General features: G+C 72.8%; 12 protein-coding genes. 4 read left to right on the top strand and 8 right to left on the bottom strand.

The annotated features are described in order from the left end of the window. Positions 1-7 precede the first annotated feature (7 nt). On the bottom strand, positions 8-484 hold the full coding sequence (locus LCE31_RS22235) for an MGMT family protein (RefSeq protein ID WP_308042291.1): 477 nt from the start codon (positions 482-484) through the stop codon (positions 8-10). A 161-nt stretch (positions 485-645) separates the two neighbouring features. Between LCE31_RS22235 and LCE31_RS22240 the strand changes: the two genes are divergently transcribed. Next, on the top strand, positions 646-3,618 hold the full coding sequence (locus LCE31_RS22240) for a lysylphosphatidylglycerol synthase domain-containing protein (protein ID WP_225016826.1): 2,973 nt from the start codon (positions 646-648) through the stop codon (positions 3,616-3,618). A gap of 125 nt (positions 3,619-3,743) precedes the next feature. Next, positions 3,744-5,321 (top strand): alpha/beta hydrolase, encoded by a 1,578-nt coding sequence (locus LCE31_RS22245; RefSeq protein ID WP_225016827.1) that lies wholly within the window; start codon positions 3,744-3,746, stop codon positions 5,319-5,321. Between the two features lie 211 nt (positions 5,322-5,532). On the opposite strand, the gene moeZ is transcribed toward LCE31_RS22245, so the two are convergent. The 6 genes from moeZ to dusB form a co-directional block, all read right to left on the bottom strand. After that, the gene (gene moeZ, locus LCE31_RS22250; RefSeq protein ID WP_225016828.1) at positions 5,533-6,711 is read right to left on the bottom strand and encodes an adenylyltransferase/sulfurtransferase MoeZ; all 1,179 of its coding nucleotides are present in this window, start codon (positions 6,709-6,711) and stop codon (positions 5,533-5,535) included. A gap of 65 nt (positions 6,712-6,776) precedes the next feature. Continuing rightward, the gene (locus LCE31_RS22255; protein WP_225016829.1) at positions 6,777-7,529 is read right to left on the bottom strand and encodes a spherulation-specific family 4 protein; all 753 of its coding nucleotides are present in this window, start codon (positions 7,527-7,529) and stop codon (positions 6,777-6,779) included. Continuing rightward, positions 7,517-8,497 (bottom strand): NAD-dependent epimerase/dehydratase family protein, encoded by a 981-nt coding sequence (locus tag LCE31_RS22260; RefSeq protein ID WP_225016830.1) that lies wholly within the window; start codon positions 8,495-8,497, stop codon positions 7,517-7,519. Before LCE31_RS22260 ends, LCE31_RS22255 begins: the two co-directional genes overlap by 13 nt. A 615-nt stretch (positions 8,498-9,112) precedes the next feature. After that, a complete protein-coding gene (locus LCE31_RS22265) occupies positions 9,113-9,781 on the bottom strand; it encodes a hypothetical protein (RefSeq protein ID WP_225016831.1) in 669 nt (222 codons plus the stop codon). Between the two features lie 103 nt (positions 9,782-9,884). Further along, positions 9,885-10,931 (bottom strand): aldo/keto reductase, encoded by a 1,047-nt coding sequence (locus LCE31_RS22270; RefSeq protein WP_225016832.1) that lies wholly within the window; start codon positions 10,929-10,931, stop codon positions 9,885-9,887. Between the two features lie 219 nt (positions 10,932-11,150). Further along, positions 11,151-12,323 carry a tRNA dihydrouridine synthase DusB gene (gene dusB / locus LCE31_RS22275; protein ID WP_225016833.1) on the bottom strand — a complete coding sequence of 391 codons (1,173 nt, stop codon included), beginning with the start codon at positions 12,321-12,323 and terminating at the stop codon, positions 11,151-11,153. A gap of 89 nt (positions 12,324-12,412) precedes the next feature. Between dusB and LCE31_RS22280 the strand changes: the two genes are divergently transcribed. Continuing rightward, the gene (locus LCE31_RS22280) at positions 12,413-13,912 is read left to right on the top strand and encodes an MFS transporter (RefSeq protein WP_225016834.1); all 1,500 of its coding nucleotides are present in this window, start codon (positions 12,413-12,415) and stop codon (positions 13,910-13,912) included. 121 nt (positions 13,913-14,033) lie between these two features. On the opposite strand, the gene LCE31_RS22285 is transcribed toward LCE31_RS22280, so the two are convergent. Further along, the gene (locus LCE31_RS22285) at positions 14,034-15,101 is read right to left on the bottom strand and encodes an MmyB family transcriptional regulator (protein ID WP_225016835.1); all 1,068 of its coding nucleotides are present in this window, start codon (positions 15,099-15,101) and stop codon (positions 14,034-14,036) included. 102 nt (positions 15,102-15,203) lie between these two features. Here LCE31_RS22285 and LCE31_RS22290 point away from each other — a divergent pair, with 102 nt between their 5' ends. Further along, a complete protein-coding gene (locus tag LCE31_RS22290; protein ID WP_225016837.1) occupies positions 15,204-16,727 on the top strand; it encodes an MFS transporter in 1,524 nt (507 codons plus the stop codon). Positions 16,728-16,819: the final 92 nt, after the last annotated feature.

Here is a 16,819-nt window from a genome sequence, read left to right on the forward strand (position 1 = left end):
AAGCGCGTCACCGACTCCAGGGCCCGTCACCGGCCCTGGCCCGGCACTGCCTCCGGCCCTCGGGGCCCGTCACCGGCCCGCCGCCGCCCCCCGCTCCGCCGCCGTCCCATCTGGCCCGTTTCATGTCGAGGCGGGGCAGATGCCCTTCGGCGGCGCGCGGCGCCTCCCGCAGGGGAGTGCCCTCCGCGCGGTACGCGTCGAGGGCGCGCAGCTCGTGCCCCGGCAGCAGGCCGCCGTCGGAACGCACCACCCGCCACCACGCGACGGTGCCGCCGTACAGCGCCATGACGCGGCCCACCTGGCGCGGACCGCCCTCTTCGAGCCACTCGGCGATGTCGCCGTACGTCATCACCCGACCGGGCGGGATCAGCTCGGCGACGTCGAGCACCCGCTCCGCGTACGCGGGCAGCTCTCCGGCGCCGGACCATCCCTCCGACGGCTCGTCACCCGTTCCATGGTCCCGCTCACCCTGCTGGCGCCTCATTCCCCCCATCCTGCCCCACGGCACCGACAGGCACGGCGGACGGAGGCAGTGCGCGCGTTCCGGGGCAAAGGCGCACATCCTGCTCGGACCCCGTCCGCGCAACGCTCTTTCTTGACCCCGTCCGCCGGTCTCACGTGCCACCATCGTGCGGGCGGTGACTGGTGATACAAGATCGAGAAGACACGGACGCGACGGAAGGCCGGGCCGGGGAGTCCCCCGCGGCCGGGGGCCACTCCGGCGCCGCGCCGTGGCGCGACGACTCCGGCAGGGTGCGGCTCAGCAAGGCCGACAGGCGCGGCACCGGTCCCGGGCAGGACGACGTGCCCGCCGCCGGGAACGCAAGCGCAGCCGGGGACACCTCCGAAGCAGGAGAGGCCGGAGACGCAGGAGGCGCCGGGTACTCCCCGGACCCCGGCGGCACGGACGGCACGGCCGGCACCGGCGGCACGGACGGCACCGACAGCACCGCCGGCACCGGTACCGACGACCCCGCGATCGTGCGTGCCGAGACGGAGCCCGTCTGCGAGGAGGACGGCGTCCCGCACACCGACCGCGTCTCGGGCGACGAGCCGCTGCTCGCCGCACGCGTGCACCGCCCCTCCGACCTGCTGCGCCTGCTCGTGGGCCTGCTCGCGATCGCGCTGATCCTGCTGCTCTCGGCGTTCGCGCACGGCACCACGTCGGGCCTCGAACACGACATCAACCGGGGCACGCTCCAGGCGCCCGACCTGCTGGCGAAGTTCGCCGGGCTGCTGTCCAGCATCGCCGTGCTGCTCGTTCCGGTCGCGTTCGCCGTCGAGCGGCTGATCAAACGCGACGGGCTGCGGATCGCGGACGGCGTGCTCGCCGCGGTCCTCGCGCACGGCGTGACCCTCGCCACGGACCTGTGGGTCGCGCGCGCGGCCCCGCACGCCTTCCAGGAGGCGCTGACCAGGCCGCAGATCGGCAACGGCGCCACGGACCCGGTGCACGGCTATCTGGCGCCCGTCATCGCCTATATGACGGCCGTGGGGATGGCCCGCAGACCGCGCTGGCGGGTGGTGCTGTGGGCGGTGCTGCTGCTCGACGCGTTCGCCATGCTGGTCGCCGGGTACACCACGCCGTTCTCGATCCTGCTGACCGTGATGATCGGCTGGACCGTCGCGTACGGAACCCTCTACGCGGTCGGCTCGCCCAACGTCCGGCCGACCGGGCAGACCCTCATGGCCGGCCTGCGCCGCGTCGGGTTCCGCCCGGTCAGCGCGATGCGCGCGGAGGAGCCGGGCTCCGAGCCCGCCGAGGCGGGCGACCGCGGGCGGCGCTACTTCGTCTCGCTGGAGGACGGCCCGCCGCTCGACGTCACGGTGGTCGACCGCGAGCAGCAGGCGCAGGGCTTCTACTACCGGGTGTGGCGGCAGCTGACGCTGCGCTCGATCACCTCACGCCGGTCCATCCCCTCGCTGCGGCAGGCGCTGGAGCAGGAGGCGCTGCTGGCGTACGCGGCGATCGCCGCGGGCGCCCGCGCCCCGAAGCTCATCGCGACCTCCGAGCTGGGCCCCGACGCGGTCATGCTCGTGTACGAGCACCTCGGCGGCCGCACCCTCGACACGCTCACGGACGGCGAGATCACCGACGAGCTGATGCGCGGCGCCTGGGAGCAGGTGCGCGCGCTCCAGTCGCGGCGCATCGCGCACCGCAGCCTGTCCGGCGACGCGCTGCTGGTGGACCGGGCGGGCGGGATCATCCTCACGGAGCTGCGGGGCGGCGAGATCGCGGCGGGCGACGTCGTGCTGCGGATGGACACGGCACAGCTGCTCACCACGATCGGCCTGCGGGTGGGCGCGGAGCGCTCGGTCGCCGCGGCGGTGGAGGTGCTCGGCCCCGACGCGATCGCGGACTGCCTGCCGCTGCTCCAGCCGATCGCCCTGAGCCGCTCCACCCGCGCGACGCTGCGCCGGCTCGCGCGCGAGCGCGCGAAGCGGGAGCGGGAGGCCGTCCTCGAAGCGTCCACCGCGAACAAGAAGGGGCGGGTCTCGGAGAGCGCGGCGACGGCCGACGGCGACAAGAAGGCCGTACGGAAGTCGCTGCGGGCGGAGAAGCAGGCCGAGAAGCGGGCCATAGAGGACGCTCTCGACGAGGCGCGCGAGGAGGATCTGCTCTCCCAGATCCGCAAGCAGGTGCTGCTGATCAGGCCGCAGGCGCCGGTCGAGCCGGTGCGCCTCGAGCGGATCAGGCCGCGCACCCTGGTCGGGTTCATCGCGGGGGCGATCGCCGCGTACTTCCTGCTGTCGCAGCTCACCCAGCTGGACTTCAGCATGGTCGTCAGCGAGGCGCACTGGGGCTGGGTCGCGGCGGCGGTCGCGTTCTCCGGGCTGTCGTACGTGGCGGCGGCGATGAGCCTGCTCGGCTTCGTGCCGGAACGGGTGTCGTTCCTGCGCACGGTGTCGGCGCAGGTCGCGGGGTCGTTCGTGAAGATCGTCGCTCCGGCGGCGGTCGGCGGTGTGGCGCTGAACACGCGTTTCCTCCAGCGCTCCGGCGTACGCCCGGGGCTCGCGGTGGCCAGTGTGGGCGCGTCGCAGCTGTTCGGACTCGGGGCGCACATCGTGCTGCTCGCGGCGTTCGGCTATCTGACGGGCACGGAGAAGACGACGTCGCTGACACCGTCCAGGACGGTGATCGCGGGTCTGCTGACGGTCGCGGTGCTGGTGCTGGTGGTGACGGCGATCCCGTTCCTGCGCAAGTGGGTGTCGACCCGGCTGCGGTCGCTGTTCGCCGGCGTCGTGCCGCGCATGCTGGACGTGCTCCAGCAGCCCGTGAAGCTGGCCACGGGCATCGGCGGGCAGCTGCTGCTGACGGGCCTGTTCGTGATGTGCCTGGACGCGTCGATCCGCGCGTTCGACGACGGCCACCAGCAGCTGAGCTACGCGAGCATCGCGGTGGTCTTCCTCGCGGGCAACGCGATCGGCTCCGCCGCGCCGACCCCGGGCGGCGTGGGCGCCATCGACGGTGCGCTGACGCTGGGACTGCTGGCGGTGGGGCTGCCGAAGGAGGTGGCGGCGCCCGCCGTACTGCTGTTCCGCCTGATGACGCTGTGGCTGCCGGTGCTGCCGGGCTGGTTCTGCTTCAGCCAACTCACCCGCAGAGGCTCGCTCTGACCGCGCGCCCGCGCGGGTGGAGCGGCTGAAGCACGGGCGCGGCCGTGCCGCGCGGGCGGCGGACCCGCCACCCGCTTGGACCGTGGCCACGGGCGGGGGCAGGGACGCGGCACCAGCATGGGGTCATGCGCAGATCCCTGGTCGCCGCCGTGTCCGCTCTCGCTCTCGTCGCCCTCGCCGGCTGCTCCAGCGCCGGAAGCAGCAGTTCCGGAGCCTCTTCCACGGGCTCCTCCGTGGCCTCGCCCGCGGCGACGGCCGACCTCGGTGCGCAGAAGCTCGACTGGCGGCCCTGCCCCACCCCCAGCGTGGCGCAGGGCGGCGGGCCCTCGCCGTCGCCACTGCCCGGCGGGGTGAGCTGGCAGTGCGCCACCATGTTCGTGCCGCTCGACTACGCGCACCGCTCGTCGGGCACCGTCCCCCTCGCCCTCATCCGGGCCAAGGCCACCGACGAGAAGCACCGCATCGGCTCGCTCATCTTCAACTTCGGCGGCCCCGGCGGCTCGGGCATCACCGGCCTGCCGTCCTTCGCGAAGGACTACGAGAAACTGCGGGCCCGGTACGACCTGGTCAGCTTCGACCCGCGGGGGGTCGGCGACAGCGACCCCGTCGAGTGCGAGAGCGACAAGCGGCTCGACGCGTTCTACGCGCAGGACTCCACGCCCGACACGGCGGCGGAGCAGAAGGCGTACCTGGCGGGCCTCGGCGCGTACGCCGCCGCGTGCGAGCAGCACTCCGCCCGCCAACTGCCGCACGTCGGCACGACGGAGGCGGCCCGCGACATGGACCTGATGCGGCAGGTGCTCGGCGACAAGAAGCTGTACTACTTCGGCATCTCGTACGGCACCGAGCTCGGCGGCGTCTACGCGCACCTCTTCCCCCGGCATGTCGGCAGGGCGGTCTTCGACGGTGTGGTCGACCCCACGCAGAACGCGGAACAGGGCGCGCTCGGCCAGGCCAAGGGCTTCCAGCTCGCGCTCGACAACTTCGCGAAGAACTGCGTGGCGCGCGGCGACGCCTGCCGGCTGCCGGGCTCCACGCCCGCGGAGGTGGAGGCCTTCATCGTCAAGCTGCTCAAGGGCCTCGACGCCCACCCGATCACCGGCATCGGCACCCGGAGACTGACCCAGACCGAGGGCACCAACGGCGTGGTGGAGGCCCTGTACTCCAAGGACTTCTGGCCGCTGCTCGAACAGGGCCTCGACGAGGCGCACGGCGGCAACGGCGCTCTCCTGCTCGCCCTGTCCGACTCCCTCAACGGCCGCGACGAACACGGCCGTTACAGCAACACCCAGGCCGCCAACGCCGCCGTCAACTGCCTCGACTCCAAGCAGCGCCCCACCGTGGACGAGACCCGGCAGAGCCTGCCGGAGTTCCGCAAGGCGTCCCCCGTCTTCGGCGAGCTGCTCGGCTGGGGGATGCTCAGCTGCACCAAGTGGCCGGTGCCCGGCCGGTGGGAGCACCCGGACGTGAGCGCGCCCGGCTCCGCCCCCATCCTCGTGGTCGGCAACACGGGCGACCCCGCGACGCCCTACGAGGGGGCCAGGGCGATGGAGAAGGCGCTCGGCAAGGGCGTCGCGGTCGAGCTGACGTACAAGGGGCAGGGCCACGGCGCGTACGACAGCGGCAGCGCCTGTGTGCAGCGCACGGTCAACAGCTATCTCCTCGACGGCAAGCTGCCCGCGGCGGGTACGGTCTGCCGCTGAGCGGGGCTCGGCCGAGCAGGGGCCCCGGGAACGCCGGAGGGCCGGCTCGCGCTCCGCGCGCGAACCGGCCCTCTCCTGCCGTGAACACCGATCCCGGACGTCCGCCGACCGGGCCGGGGCACTCCCCGGGAGATCGGCTTGCCCGGCTCGACCCAGGAGATCGGCCTGCTGCTCGGGCGACCTGGTAGATCGGCCTGCTGCTCGGCTCGGCCTAGTAGATCGGCTTGCTCGGCTCGATCTGGTTCACCCAGCCGATGACGCCGCCGCCGACGTGCACGGCGTCGGCGAAGCCCGCGGACTTCAGGACCGCGAGCACCTCCGCACTGCGGACACCCGTCTTGCAGTGCAGGACGATCTTCTTGTCCTGCGGCAGGGTCTCCAGCGCGTCGCCCATCAGGAACTGGTCCTTGGGGATCAGCTTCGCGCCCGGGATCGACACGATCTCGTACTCGTTCGGCTCGCGGACATCGATGATCTCGATGTTCTCGTCGTCGTCGATCCACTCCTTGAGCTGCTTCGGAGTGATCGTCGAACCGGCCGCCGCCTCCTGGGCCTCCTCCGACACGACGCCGCAGAACGCCTCGTAGTCGATCAGCTCGGTGACCGTCGGGTTCTCGCCGCAGACCGCGCAGTTCGGGTCCTTGCGGACCTTCACCTGGCGGTACTGCATCTCCAGGGCGTCGTAGATCATCAGACGGCCGACCAGCGGTTCGCCGATGCCAGCGAGCAGCTTGATCGCCTCATTGACCTGGATGGACCCGATGGACGCGCAGAGCACGCCCAGCACGCCGCCCTCGGCGCACGACGGCACCATGCCCGGCGGGGGCGGCTCCGGGTACAGGCAGCGGTAGCACGGCCCGTGCTCGGACCAGAACACGCTGGCCTGGCCGTCGAAGCGGTAGATCGAACCCCAGATGTACGGCTTGTTCAGCAGCACACAGGCGTCGTTGACCAGATAACGGGTGGCGAAATTGTCCGTCCCGTCCACGATCAGGTCGTACTGAGCGAAAATGTCCATCACGTTCTCGGCTTCGAGCCGCTCCTCGTGAAGGACCACGTTCACATACGGGTTGATGCCCTTGATCGAGTCCTTCGCGGACTCGGCCTTGGACCGGCCGATGTCGGCCTGGCTGTGGATGATCTGGCGCTGGAGATTCGACTCGTCGACCTCGTCGAACTCCACGATGCCGAGCGTGCCGACACCGGCTGCCGCCAGGTACATCAGCGCCGGGGAACCGAGTCCACCGGCGCCCACGATCAGCACCTTCGCGTTCTTCAGCCGCTTCTGCCCGTCCATTCCCACATCGGGGATGATCAGATGACGGGAGTACCTGCGGACCTCGTCAACGGTGAGCCCTTCCGCGGGCTCGACCAAGGGGGGCAACGACACAGGGACCTCTACAGGGGTAGGTCATTCTCTAACGTGTTCTCCCTGTAACAGTGCCACGGGCTTTCTCATTCCGAGATACCCGGTCCGACGAGCGAGACGATCTCGTCCCAGTACCCGGGCAGCCCCGCGAACGCCTCCCCGGCGCCGCCCGGGCCCGAGCGATCGGTGAAGAAGATCGTGCCCGCGCCCTGCCAGCGCGCGATCCGCATCGCCTCGTCCAGGTGGGTGCGCGGCACGCCGTGCACCCAGTGGACGAAGTGCTCCGGGGAGTAGCCCGCTGTCCACTGCGGCGCCTGCGACCAGCGGTACTCGCTCCACGTGCCGGAGTACGTCACCAACTGGTCGGCGGCCTCGGCGTACCCGGCGTACGGGTGGGCGCCGTGGCCGAGCACGACGTGGCCGCCGTCGAGCACGGCCTCCAGCGTCGCGGTGAGCCTTCTCACTCCGGCCAGGTCGCTCCGGTCGCCGGGCGCCCGGTCCAGATAGAAGCCGCCGACGCGGTACCAGTCGACGTACCGCTGCGCGTCGCAGACGAGGTCGGCGAAGCTGTACGCGCCGCGCTTGAGGTCCAGATGCCCGAGCACCCGCACCCCGGCGTTGGTGAGCCGGCCCGCCGCCTCCAGGCAGTGCGGGTCGGGCCGGGTGCCGGGACCGTCCGCGACATTGAGCACCGCCCAGTGCAACGGCGTGCCGGGCCGCGTGAGTTCGGCCCACTCCGCGGGCGCGAGCAGCGGGTGCGCGTACCCCGGCACGCCGAAGCCTGTACGCGCCGCGCCGGTGCCGGCACGCCGCCGTCCCGTACTGGTCAGATGCGGCACGCCGCCTCCATCCAGATGTCCGCGAGCGACTCCTCGAGCCCGATCCTGGGCCGCCAGCCGAGCCGGTCGCGCGCGGTACGGACGTCGGCCTGCTGCCAGGGTCCGCAGCCGTCGGGGTACGGGAACGGGCCGACGCCCAGGTGTTCCACCGCGGGCTCGCCGCGCGGAGCGCCGATCGGGCCGTGCGTGTGGGGGCGCCCGGCGCCCGGCGGGGGCGCGTCCAGTTCGTTGAGCGCGCCCGCGTACCCGGCGACCCTGGCCAGCACGGCGGCCGCGTCCCTGAGCTTGACGGCCCTGCCCGTACCGATGTTGACGATGCCCTGGGCGGCGGAGAGCGACGCGGCGTGCACGGCGCGCGCGACGTCCCGCACGTCCACGAAGTCGCGCTGCACGCCGAGCCCGGCGAGTTTGAGCTCGGGATCGCCCGCCTGCATGGCGCGGCGCATCGCCTCGGCGAGCCGGCCGAGCGGGGAGCCCGCGGGCGTCCCGGGCCCGACCGGCGAGAACACCCGCAGCACGACGGCGTCGAGCCCGGAGCCGAGCACCAGCTCGGTGGCGGAGAGCTTACTCACCCCGTACGGGCCGCCGGGCCGGGGCATCGCGTCCTCGGCCGTGGACGAGCCGGGCTGCGAGGGCCCGTACTCGGAGGCGCAGCCGATCTGGACGAGCCGGGCGCCGCAGCCGCTGCGCCGCAGCGCCTCGCACACGGTCGCGACCGAGACGGTGTTGTGGCGGATCAGGTCGCGGGCACCGCCGCGGGTCGAGCCCGCGCAGTTGATCACGACGCCCGGGTGCACCGCGTCCATGAAGCGGGTGAGCGCTCCGGGACTGCCGCCCGCGAGGTCGAACCGTACGTCGGCGTCGTCCCCCCTGCCGAGCGCGGTCAGGTGCACCGCGGGGTCGGCGAGCAGGCGGTCGGCGACGAAGCGGCCGAGGAAGCCGTTGGCACCGAGCAGCAGGACCCTCATCGTGCCTCCTCCCCTCTCTGCCGGGCGGCCGGCTGGGCCTGACGTCGGGATTGCGGGGTCATGGTGGGTCGTCTCCTTGAGGGTGCGGATCTTCGAGCGTGATCCTTGAGGGCGGGGGTGGCGGCTCGGCGTCGGGCAACGGGCGTGTGCCGTCACGGGGTTGCTGGAAATCGGGCGGTCGGTGGGTTCGGGGTCACGGGGACCGGGGCGGTGGGCCGGCGCGGGCGGCGCGGCCTCAGGTGTGTGCGGAAGCCCTGGCGAGGGTCACCACCGCACGGCAGATCAGGCCGAGGGCGGCCACCGCGCAGGCGAGGGCGGGTACGGCGCGCCCCCCCCCCCCCCCCGGGCGGGGGGGGGGGGGGGGGTGTGGGGGGTGCCACCCCTTCCGGACTCGCAGACAGCCCCTCGGCGCTCATCCGAGCAAACCGTGAATCATACGTGGCGAATATCACCCACTTGGCGGCCTGAAATCACCGGTCAGATCGGGTCGCGTCGCGCCAAGCGGTCGACGCGGCGCCGTCGGGCCCCCGCGCCGCGCACAAACTCGAAGTGGCACTGAGAGCCACGCCGGGCGATACTGAAGGTCCTGGCCGGCCGCTCGGCGCGGACAGGGCCTCAGGCCCCGCCGCCCGCTTCCTCACTCGCTTCCTCGCCGGGTTCCCGCCCGGGGCAGGCGGCCTCGCTCCGCGCCCGGCGGACCGCCTCGTCGCTCTCGTCCATCTCACGCCGCCACGCGTCGAGCCATGCTTCCCGGCGGGCCTCCACGGCTGCCGCCGCGTCCGCCCTGGCCCTGCGGTCGGGCCAGGACCCGAGGGCGACACACGCCCCGATCGCGGCCATCAGCACCGTGATGACGAGGGTGGACAGGTTGTGGCGTGCGAGGTCCAGGACGCTCTGCTCGACCGCTCCGGCCGGCTGCGCGTCGTCCGGGTCCGCCGGGTCGTAGACGACCGTCGTCGCCACATTCAGCTCCGCGTCCCGCTTGCCGTGCGGCTCGTACAGGTCGGACGCGATCTCCTTCTCGCGCACCATCTGCCTGTGGTGGTGCGCGTCGGTGAAGTCCAACCACACCGCGGACGTGTCGCAGGAGTACGAACGGCGGGTGCCACCGCAGTCCGTCATGACGAGGGCGTTGCCCGCGGCGTGTGCGCCGTGTGCCCGCAGACCGGCGAGTTCAAAGTGCCCCTCGACCACCGTCTTGACCACTCCGGCCAGCGACATCGCCCCGAACACCGCCACCACACAGGCCAGTACGGGCTTCCACCACAGCCTCACCCGCTCCATGGCGCCCCTCCCCTCGTCACCGCCACGCTAGCGCGGGGCGGGGCACGGGCCGCGCGGGCCCCCGCGCGGGGTGCGGGGGCCCGGCGCGGTGCCTCGCGGTGCCTCAGCGGGCGGGACCGTGCAGGGCGCGGTCCGGTGCGCCGAAGCGGTCCGACGCGGCGGCCGCCTGGTGCCAGTGGGGGTAGATCAGTTCGGGCGCGCTGACCTTGTCGAGCCGGTCGACGTCCTCGGGCGAGAGGAACACCTCGGCCGCGCCCAGGTTGCCGGCCAGCTGCTCGTCCGTGCGCGCCCCGATGACGAGCGAGGTGACGGCCGGTTTCGCGAGCAGGTAGGCGAGGGAGACCTGTGCCGGAGCGACCCCGTGGGCGGACGCGATGTCGACGACCGTCTCGATGGTGTCGTACAGCTTCTCCTCGTCGCGTACGGGCGGCTCGCTCCACTCCGTGAGGTGGCGGCCCTCGCTCGCCTGCTGCCCGCGCCGGTACTTGCCGGACAGCAGCCCGCCCGCCAGCGGACTCCAGACCATGATGCCGAGGCCCTGGTCGAGGGAGAGCGGTACGAGTTCGTACTCGGCGTCCCGCGACTCCAGCGAGTAGTAGATCTGGTTGCTGACGAACCGCTGGTAGCCGTGGGCGTCGGCGACGGCGAGCGCCTTCATCAGCTGCCAGCCCGAGTAGTTGGAGACGCCGAGGTAGCGGACCTTGCCGGAGCGCACCAGGGTGTCCAGTGTTTCGAGGGTCTCCTCCAGCGGGGTCTGACCGTCCCACTCGTGCACGTGGTAGATGTCCAGGTGGTCCGTGCCGAGGCGGCGCAGGCTGGCCTCCACCTGCTCCAGGATGTGCTGGCGGGACAGGCCCTGCTCGTTGGGGCCCTCCCCCATCTTCATCCGGACCTTGTCGGAGATGAGCACCCGGTCGCGGCGGCCGGCGAGGGCCTTGCCGACGATCTCCTCGGACGCCCCCGCCGAGTACATGTTGGCGGTGTCGATCAGGTTCACACCGGCGTCCAGGCACATGTCGATCTGCCGTTTGGCACCCGCCACGTCCGTGTTGCCGAGGTTGCCGAACTGGTCCCTGCCGCCGAACGTCATGGTGCCCATGGAAAGCACGGAGACGCGCAAGCCGGACCGTCCGAGCTGCCGGTACTCCATCGTGGTCCCTCTCGGTCGCGGTACGCCGGAGGTTCACCGGCGTACCGGCACGATTACCACACGAGCGGGCGCTGAACCGGCGTACGGGGCACGGGCTGAACCGGCGTACGGGCCGAAACGGCGTACGGGGCGCGGGCTGAACCGGCACAGGGCGGCCCGGCTGAACTCGGCGTCCCCGCGGGCCGGGGCCTGACCCGCGCGCGGCGGGCGGCCCGCGGCTCAGCCGCCCGACGTGTCGAGTTCCGCGCTCGCGTCGACGCCCGCGCGGTCGTACGGGTCCTTCAGCCAGCCGTCGGGGAGCACCACGCGGTTGTTGCCCGACGTCCGCCCGCGCGGTCCGTCGGCACCGGCGGGCCAGGGCTGGTCCAGGTCGAGCCCGGCGAGCAGCTCGTCCAGCTGGGCGAGGGACGAGGTCACCGCGAGCTGCCTGCGCGACTCGGAGCCGACCGCGAAGCCCTTCAGGTACCAGGCGACGTGCTTGCGGAAGTCGACCACGCCGCGCGTCTCGTCGCCCAGCCACTCCCCCAGCAGCCGCGCGTGCCGGTGCATGACCTCCGCGACCCGGCGCAGCGTGGGGCGCGTGGGCTCGCCCGTGCCCTCGAACGCGGCCACCAGGTCCGCGAAGAGCCAGGGCCGCCCGAGGCAGCCGCGGCCGACGACCACGCCGTCGCAGCCCGTCTCGCGCACCATGCGCAGGGCGTCCTGTGCCGACCAGATGTCGCCGTTGCCGAGCACGGGGATCTCCGGCACGTGCTCCTTGAGGCGGGCGATCGCGTCCCAGTCGGCGGTGCCGCCGTAGTGCTCGGCCGCCGTCCTGCCGTGCAGGGCGATCGCGGTGACGCCCTCGTCCACGGCGATCCGGCCGGCGTCGAGGCTCGTGAGGTGGTCCGCGTCGATGCCCTTGCGCATCTTCATCGTCACGGGCAGGGCGCCCGCGTTGGACACGGCCTCGTGCAGGATCGCGCGCAGCAGCGGCCTCTTGTACGGGAGGGCGGAGCCGCCGCCCCTGCGGGTGACCTTGGGCACCGGGCAGCCGAAGTTGAGGTCGATGTGGTCGGCGAGGTCCTCGTCGGCGATCATCCGGACCGCCTTGCCGACGGTGACCGGGTCGACGCCGTAGAGCTGGATCGAGCGGGGCGTCTCGCCCGGGTCGAAGCGGATCAGCTGCATGGTCTTCTCGTTGCGCTCGACCAGTGCGCGTGTGGTGATCATCTCACTGACGAAGAGGCCCTTGCCGCCCGCGAACTCCCGGCACAGCGTCCTGAAGGGCGCGTTGGTGATTCCGGCCATGGGCGCCAGAACCACCGGAGGCCTTACGGCATACGGCCCGACGGACAGCCGCGCGGCCGCCCTCTCTGCAGGCGTGGTCGCGGTGGGGGTCTCGGTGGTCATGCGCCCATTGTCGCGTACCGCGCGCGGTGCCCCGCCGCGAACCGGGTGCCCGGTCCGGCCAGGTCATTAGTTTTGCGTACTATCGATGTATGCCCGAGCTCAGCCGCCGACGGCGGATGCTGGTGCTGGCGATCTGCTGCATGAGCCTGCTGATCGTCAGCCTCGACAACACCGTCCTCAACGTCGCCCTGCCCTCCATGCAGAAGGAGCTGCACGCCAGCGTCTCAGGACTGCAGTGGACCATCGACGCGTACACCCTCGTCCTCGCCTCCCTCCTGATGCTGTCGGGCTCCACGGCCGACCGGATCGGCCGGCGCCGCGTCTTCAAGACCGGCCTGGTGATCTTCACCCTCGGTTCCGCGCTGTGCTCGGTCGCGCCCAATCTGGAGACGCTGGTCATCTTCCGGATGATGCAGGCCATCGGCGGCTCGATGCTCAACCCGGTCGCCATGTCGATCATCACGAACACCTTCACCGACCCTCGGGAGCGGGCCCGGGCCATCGGCGTGTGGGGCGGCGTCGTCGGCCTGTCCATGGCGGCGGGGCCGCTGGTCGGCGGGCTGCTGGTGGACTCGGTCGGCTGGCGCTCGATCTTCTGGGTCAACCTCCCGATCGGCATCGCCGCGCTCATCCTGACCTGGAAGTTCGTGCCCGAGTCGCGGGCCGCGAAGGCGCGCAGGCCCGACCCGGTGGGCCAGTTGCTGGTCATCGGCGTGCTGGCCGGTGTGACGTCCACGATCATCGAGGAGCCGTCCGCGGGCTGGACCTCACCGCTGATCATCGGCCTGATCTGCCTGGCCGTGGTGAGCCTGGCCGCCCTGCTGGTGTACGAGCCGCGGCGCCCCGAGCCCCTGATCGACCTGCGGTTCTTCCGCAGCCCTCCGTTCAGCGGCGCGACGGTGATCGCGGTGTGCGCGTTCGCCGCACTCGGCGGCTTCCTGTTCGTGAACACCCTCTACCTCCAGGAGGCGCGGAACCTGAGCGCCCTGCACGCGGGCCTCTACCTGCTGCCGATGGCCGCCGTGACGGGCGTCTGCGCGCCGCTGTCCGGCCGGCTCGTCGGCAGCCGGGGCCCGCGCCCCTCCCTGGTCGTCGCGGGGGTGGGGATGACGCTGAGCGGCCTGCTGTTCGCCCTGTTCGACGCGGAGGCGCACACTCCGCTGCTGTTCCTCGGGTACGTGCTGTTCGGCTTCGGGTTCGGCTGGGTGAACGCGCCGATCACCAACACCGCCGTCTCCGGCATGCCGCGCTCGCAGGCGGGTGTCGCGGCTGCCGTCGCCTCCACCAGCCGCCAGATCGGCTCGACCCTGGGCGTGGCCGTGCTCGGCGCGGTGCTCGCGGGCGGCGTCGGCGCGTCCTCGGGTCCTGGCAGGGCAGCCGCCTCGTACGTCCACGACTTCACCGACGCGGCCCGCCCCGGCTGGTGGATTCTGACGGCGTGCGGCCTCGCGGTGCTGGTCCTGGGCATCGCCACCAGCGGGGACTGGGCGCGGCGGGGCGCGCAGCGCGCGGCGGCGCTCTTCGAGCGGGAACAGGAGGCACCGCCCGCGTCGGCGTCGGCCGGCACCGGCTCGTCGCGGGCTCTCTGACGGCGCGACCGGGGCGACCGGCGCGATCAGAGCGAGTGGCGCCCGGGAGAGATACCGGGGCGTGGGAGCCGGGCGTGGCGGCCACGGGCCCGAGCGCTCCGCCCGTGGCTCAGACCTCGGCTCAGACCTCGGCGAACTCCCGCGCGCCACGCGGGGCACCGGACGGCCTGGAGCCCGCCCGCAGCTCCCGCGCGTAGGCGTGCAGCCGCTCAAGGCGCTCGCGGGTCTCCTCGTCCGCCGGCGTGTAGCCGACCAGCGTGGCGCCCGTCTTGGGGCCCAGCCACAGCGGCGTCTGCTCCAGCCGCAGCCGGCCCACCACCGCGTTGTCGAAACGCTTGCTCAGGCCCGTGTTCACCTCGACCTCGTGCCGGTCCCAGATCTCGCGGAACTCCTCCGAGGCGCCGCGCAGCCTGGCCAGCAGCGCCTTCCACGCCGGGTCGCCGAGATGCTCCGCCATCGAGGCGCGGAACTTGGCGGCCATGGCGCGCCTGGCCTTCTCCCGGTTCACGAGCGCCGCTCCCCACTCGGCGTCGGTGAAGGCGAGCCACAGGCAGTTGCGGTCCGCGGGCGCCAGCGCGTCGAGGTCGCGCATCATCACCCCGAACGTGCTGTTGTACGCGAGGATGTCGTAGCGGCTGTTCTGGATGCTCGCGGGGAACGGCTCCAGCTGCTCCAGCATGGCGCGCAGCGCGGGCGTCACCTGCGGGCACGGTGTCGTCGGGTCCGGGTCGACCGTGCCGCCCAGCGCGAACAGGTGCCCGCGCTCCACCGGGTCGAGCAGCAGGGCGCGCGCCAGCGCGTCCAGCACCTGCGCGGAGACCTGGATGTCGCGGGCCTGCTCCAGCCACGTGTACCAGGTGACGCCGACCGCCGACAGGTACGCGACCTCTTCTCGCCGCAGCCCGGGGGTACGGCGCCGGGTGCCGGGCGCCAGGCCGACCTGCTGCGGCGTGATGCGCTCGCGGCGGCTGCGGAGGAACTCGGCGAGTTCCCTGCGCCGGACGTCCGGAGCCTGGTGTCCCTCGTCGCCGCGGGCCGCCTTCGCCGTGGTCGGGACGGACGCCGCGCTCTTCGGGTCCGCCGCTCCCGCGCGGGTCGCCGCGGACGCCGCCGTCCTCGGGCCGGCTTCCGTCCCTGTCGCCGTCCGCGTGTCGGTCTCCGTGCCCGCCGTCGTCGTGGTCGTCGCCATAGAGTGCAGTCTCCCCCACCGCTCACCCTGTTACCAGGTAGTTCTTGTACCAGGATAAAGACACTCTGGTACCTGTCTGCGCGGTGAGTGATCGTCGGTGCCATGACCAAGGCATCCACCCCAGCCGTATCCGGAACGGCCGGCCCCGCGATCACCACAGAGGCGGCGGGGGCCCCGGCCGCCCCCGGCGGTTCTGGCGCCCCCGGGGCGGGCGACGGTGCGGTCGTCCACCACCACGGCTCCGTCCTCGGCCCGCTCGGCCTGTTCACGGTGCTGCTCGGCGCGGCGCTCCCGCTCATCGACTTCTTCATCGTCAACGTCGCCCTGCCCACCATCGAGCACGACCTCGACGCGAGCCCCGCCGTCCTGGAGCTCGTCGTCGCCGGGTACGGGCTCAGCTACGCGGTCCTGCTCGTCCTCGGCGGCCGGCTCGGCGACATGTTCGGCCGCCGCAGGCTGTTCATCGCGGGCATGGCGGCCTTCGGCCTCACCTCGCTCGCCTGCGGCCTCGCGCCCGACGCCTGGTCCCTGGTCGGCGCGCGGGTCGCGCAGGGCGCCGCGTCGGCCCTGATGCTCCCGCAGGTCCTCGCCACCATCCACTCCTCCACGACGGGCCACCGCCGCGCGCGGGCGCTGTCCATGTACGGCGCGACGGCGGGCCTTTCCATGGTCGCGGGCCAGATACTCGGCGGTGTGCTCGTCGCGGCCGACATCGGCGGCTCCGGCTGGCGCGCGATCTTCCTGGTGAACGTCCCCGTCGCACTCGTCGGCCTGTTCCTCGCCGTCCGCAGCGTGCCGGAGACCCGCTCGCAGGCCCCCGCGCCGATCGACGTGCCCGGCACGGCCCTGCTCGCCGCGTCCCTGACCTCGCTGCTGCTCCCGCTGACGGAGGGCCGCGCCTCGGGCTGGCCGGCCTGGACGTGGGTGTCGCTCGCCGCGTTCCCGTTCCTGGCGTACGCGCTCTACCAGGTGGAGCGGCGCGCCGACCGCGCGGGCCGTACGCCGCTGGTGCCGCCGAGCCTGTTCCAGCTGGTCCCGCTGCGCCGCGGGCTCGTTCTGATCGTCCCGTTCTCGATCGGCTTCGGCGGCTTCATGTTCGTCTTCACCGTCGCCCTCCAGCAGGGCCTCGGCATGGGCGCCGTGGCGGCGGGCGTGGCGCTGGTGCCGCTCGCCGTGGGCTTCTTCGCGGCGTCGCTGTCCGGGCCCCGGCTGGTCCTCAGGCTCGGCAGCCGGGTCGTCGCGCTGGGCGGCGTGCTGCAAGCCCTCGGCCTCGCGCTCCTGGCGTACCAGGTGTGGCGGGACTGGCCCTCGCTCGGAACCCTCGCCCTGCTCCCGGGCACCGCGCTCGCCGGGCTCGGCCAGGGCCTCCAGCTGCCGGTCCTGTTCCGGATCGTGCTCTCCGACGTCCCGGCGGAGCGGGCGGGCGTGGGCAGCGGCGTGATGGTCACGACGCAGCAGTCGATGCTGGCGCTCGGCGTGGCCACGCTCGGCTCGCTGTTCCTGACCCTGTCCGGCACCGGATCGCCGCACATGGGCCATGCGCTGGCCGTGACGCTGCTGACCCAGCTGGGGCTCGTGGCGCTGACCGCGTTGCTGGCGCTGCGGCTGCCCCGCCAGATGGCGTGAGAGCGGTGCGCGAGCGCGGCGGTTCGTGCTTGTGGTCGACCGTTCCTGTGTGTGGTCGGCCGACCTCCTCCCGGCCGCGGGCGCCCTCACGC

It is taken from the genome of Streptomyces sp. 8L (assembly GCF_020176795.1).
Taxonomy (GTDB): Bacteria; Actinomycetota; Actinomycetes; order Streptomycetales; family Streptomycetaceae; genus Streptomyces.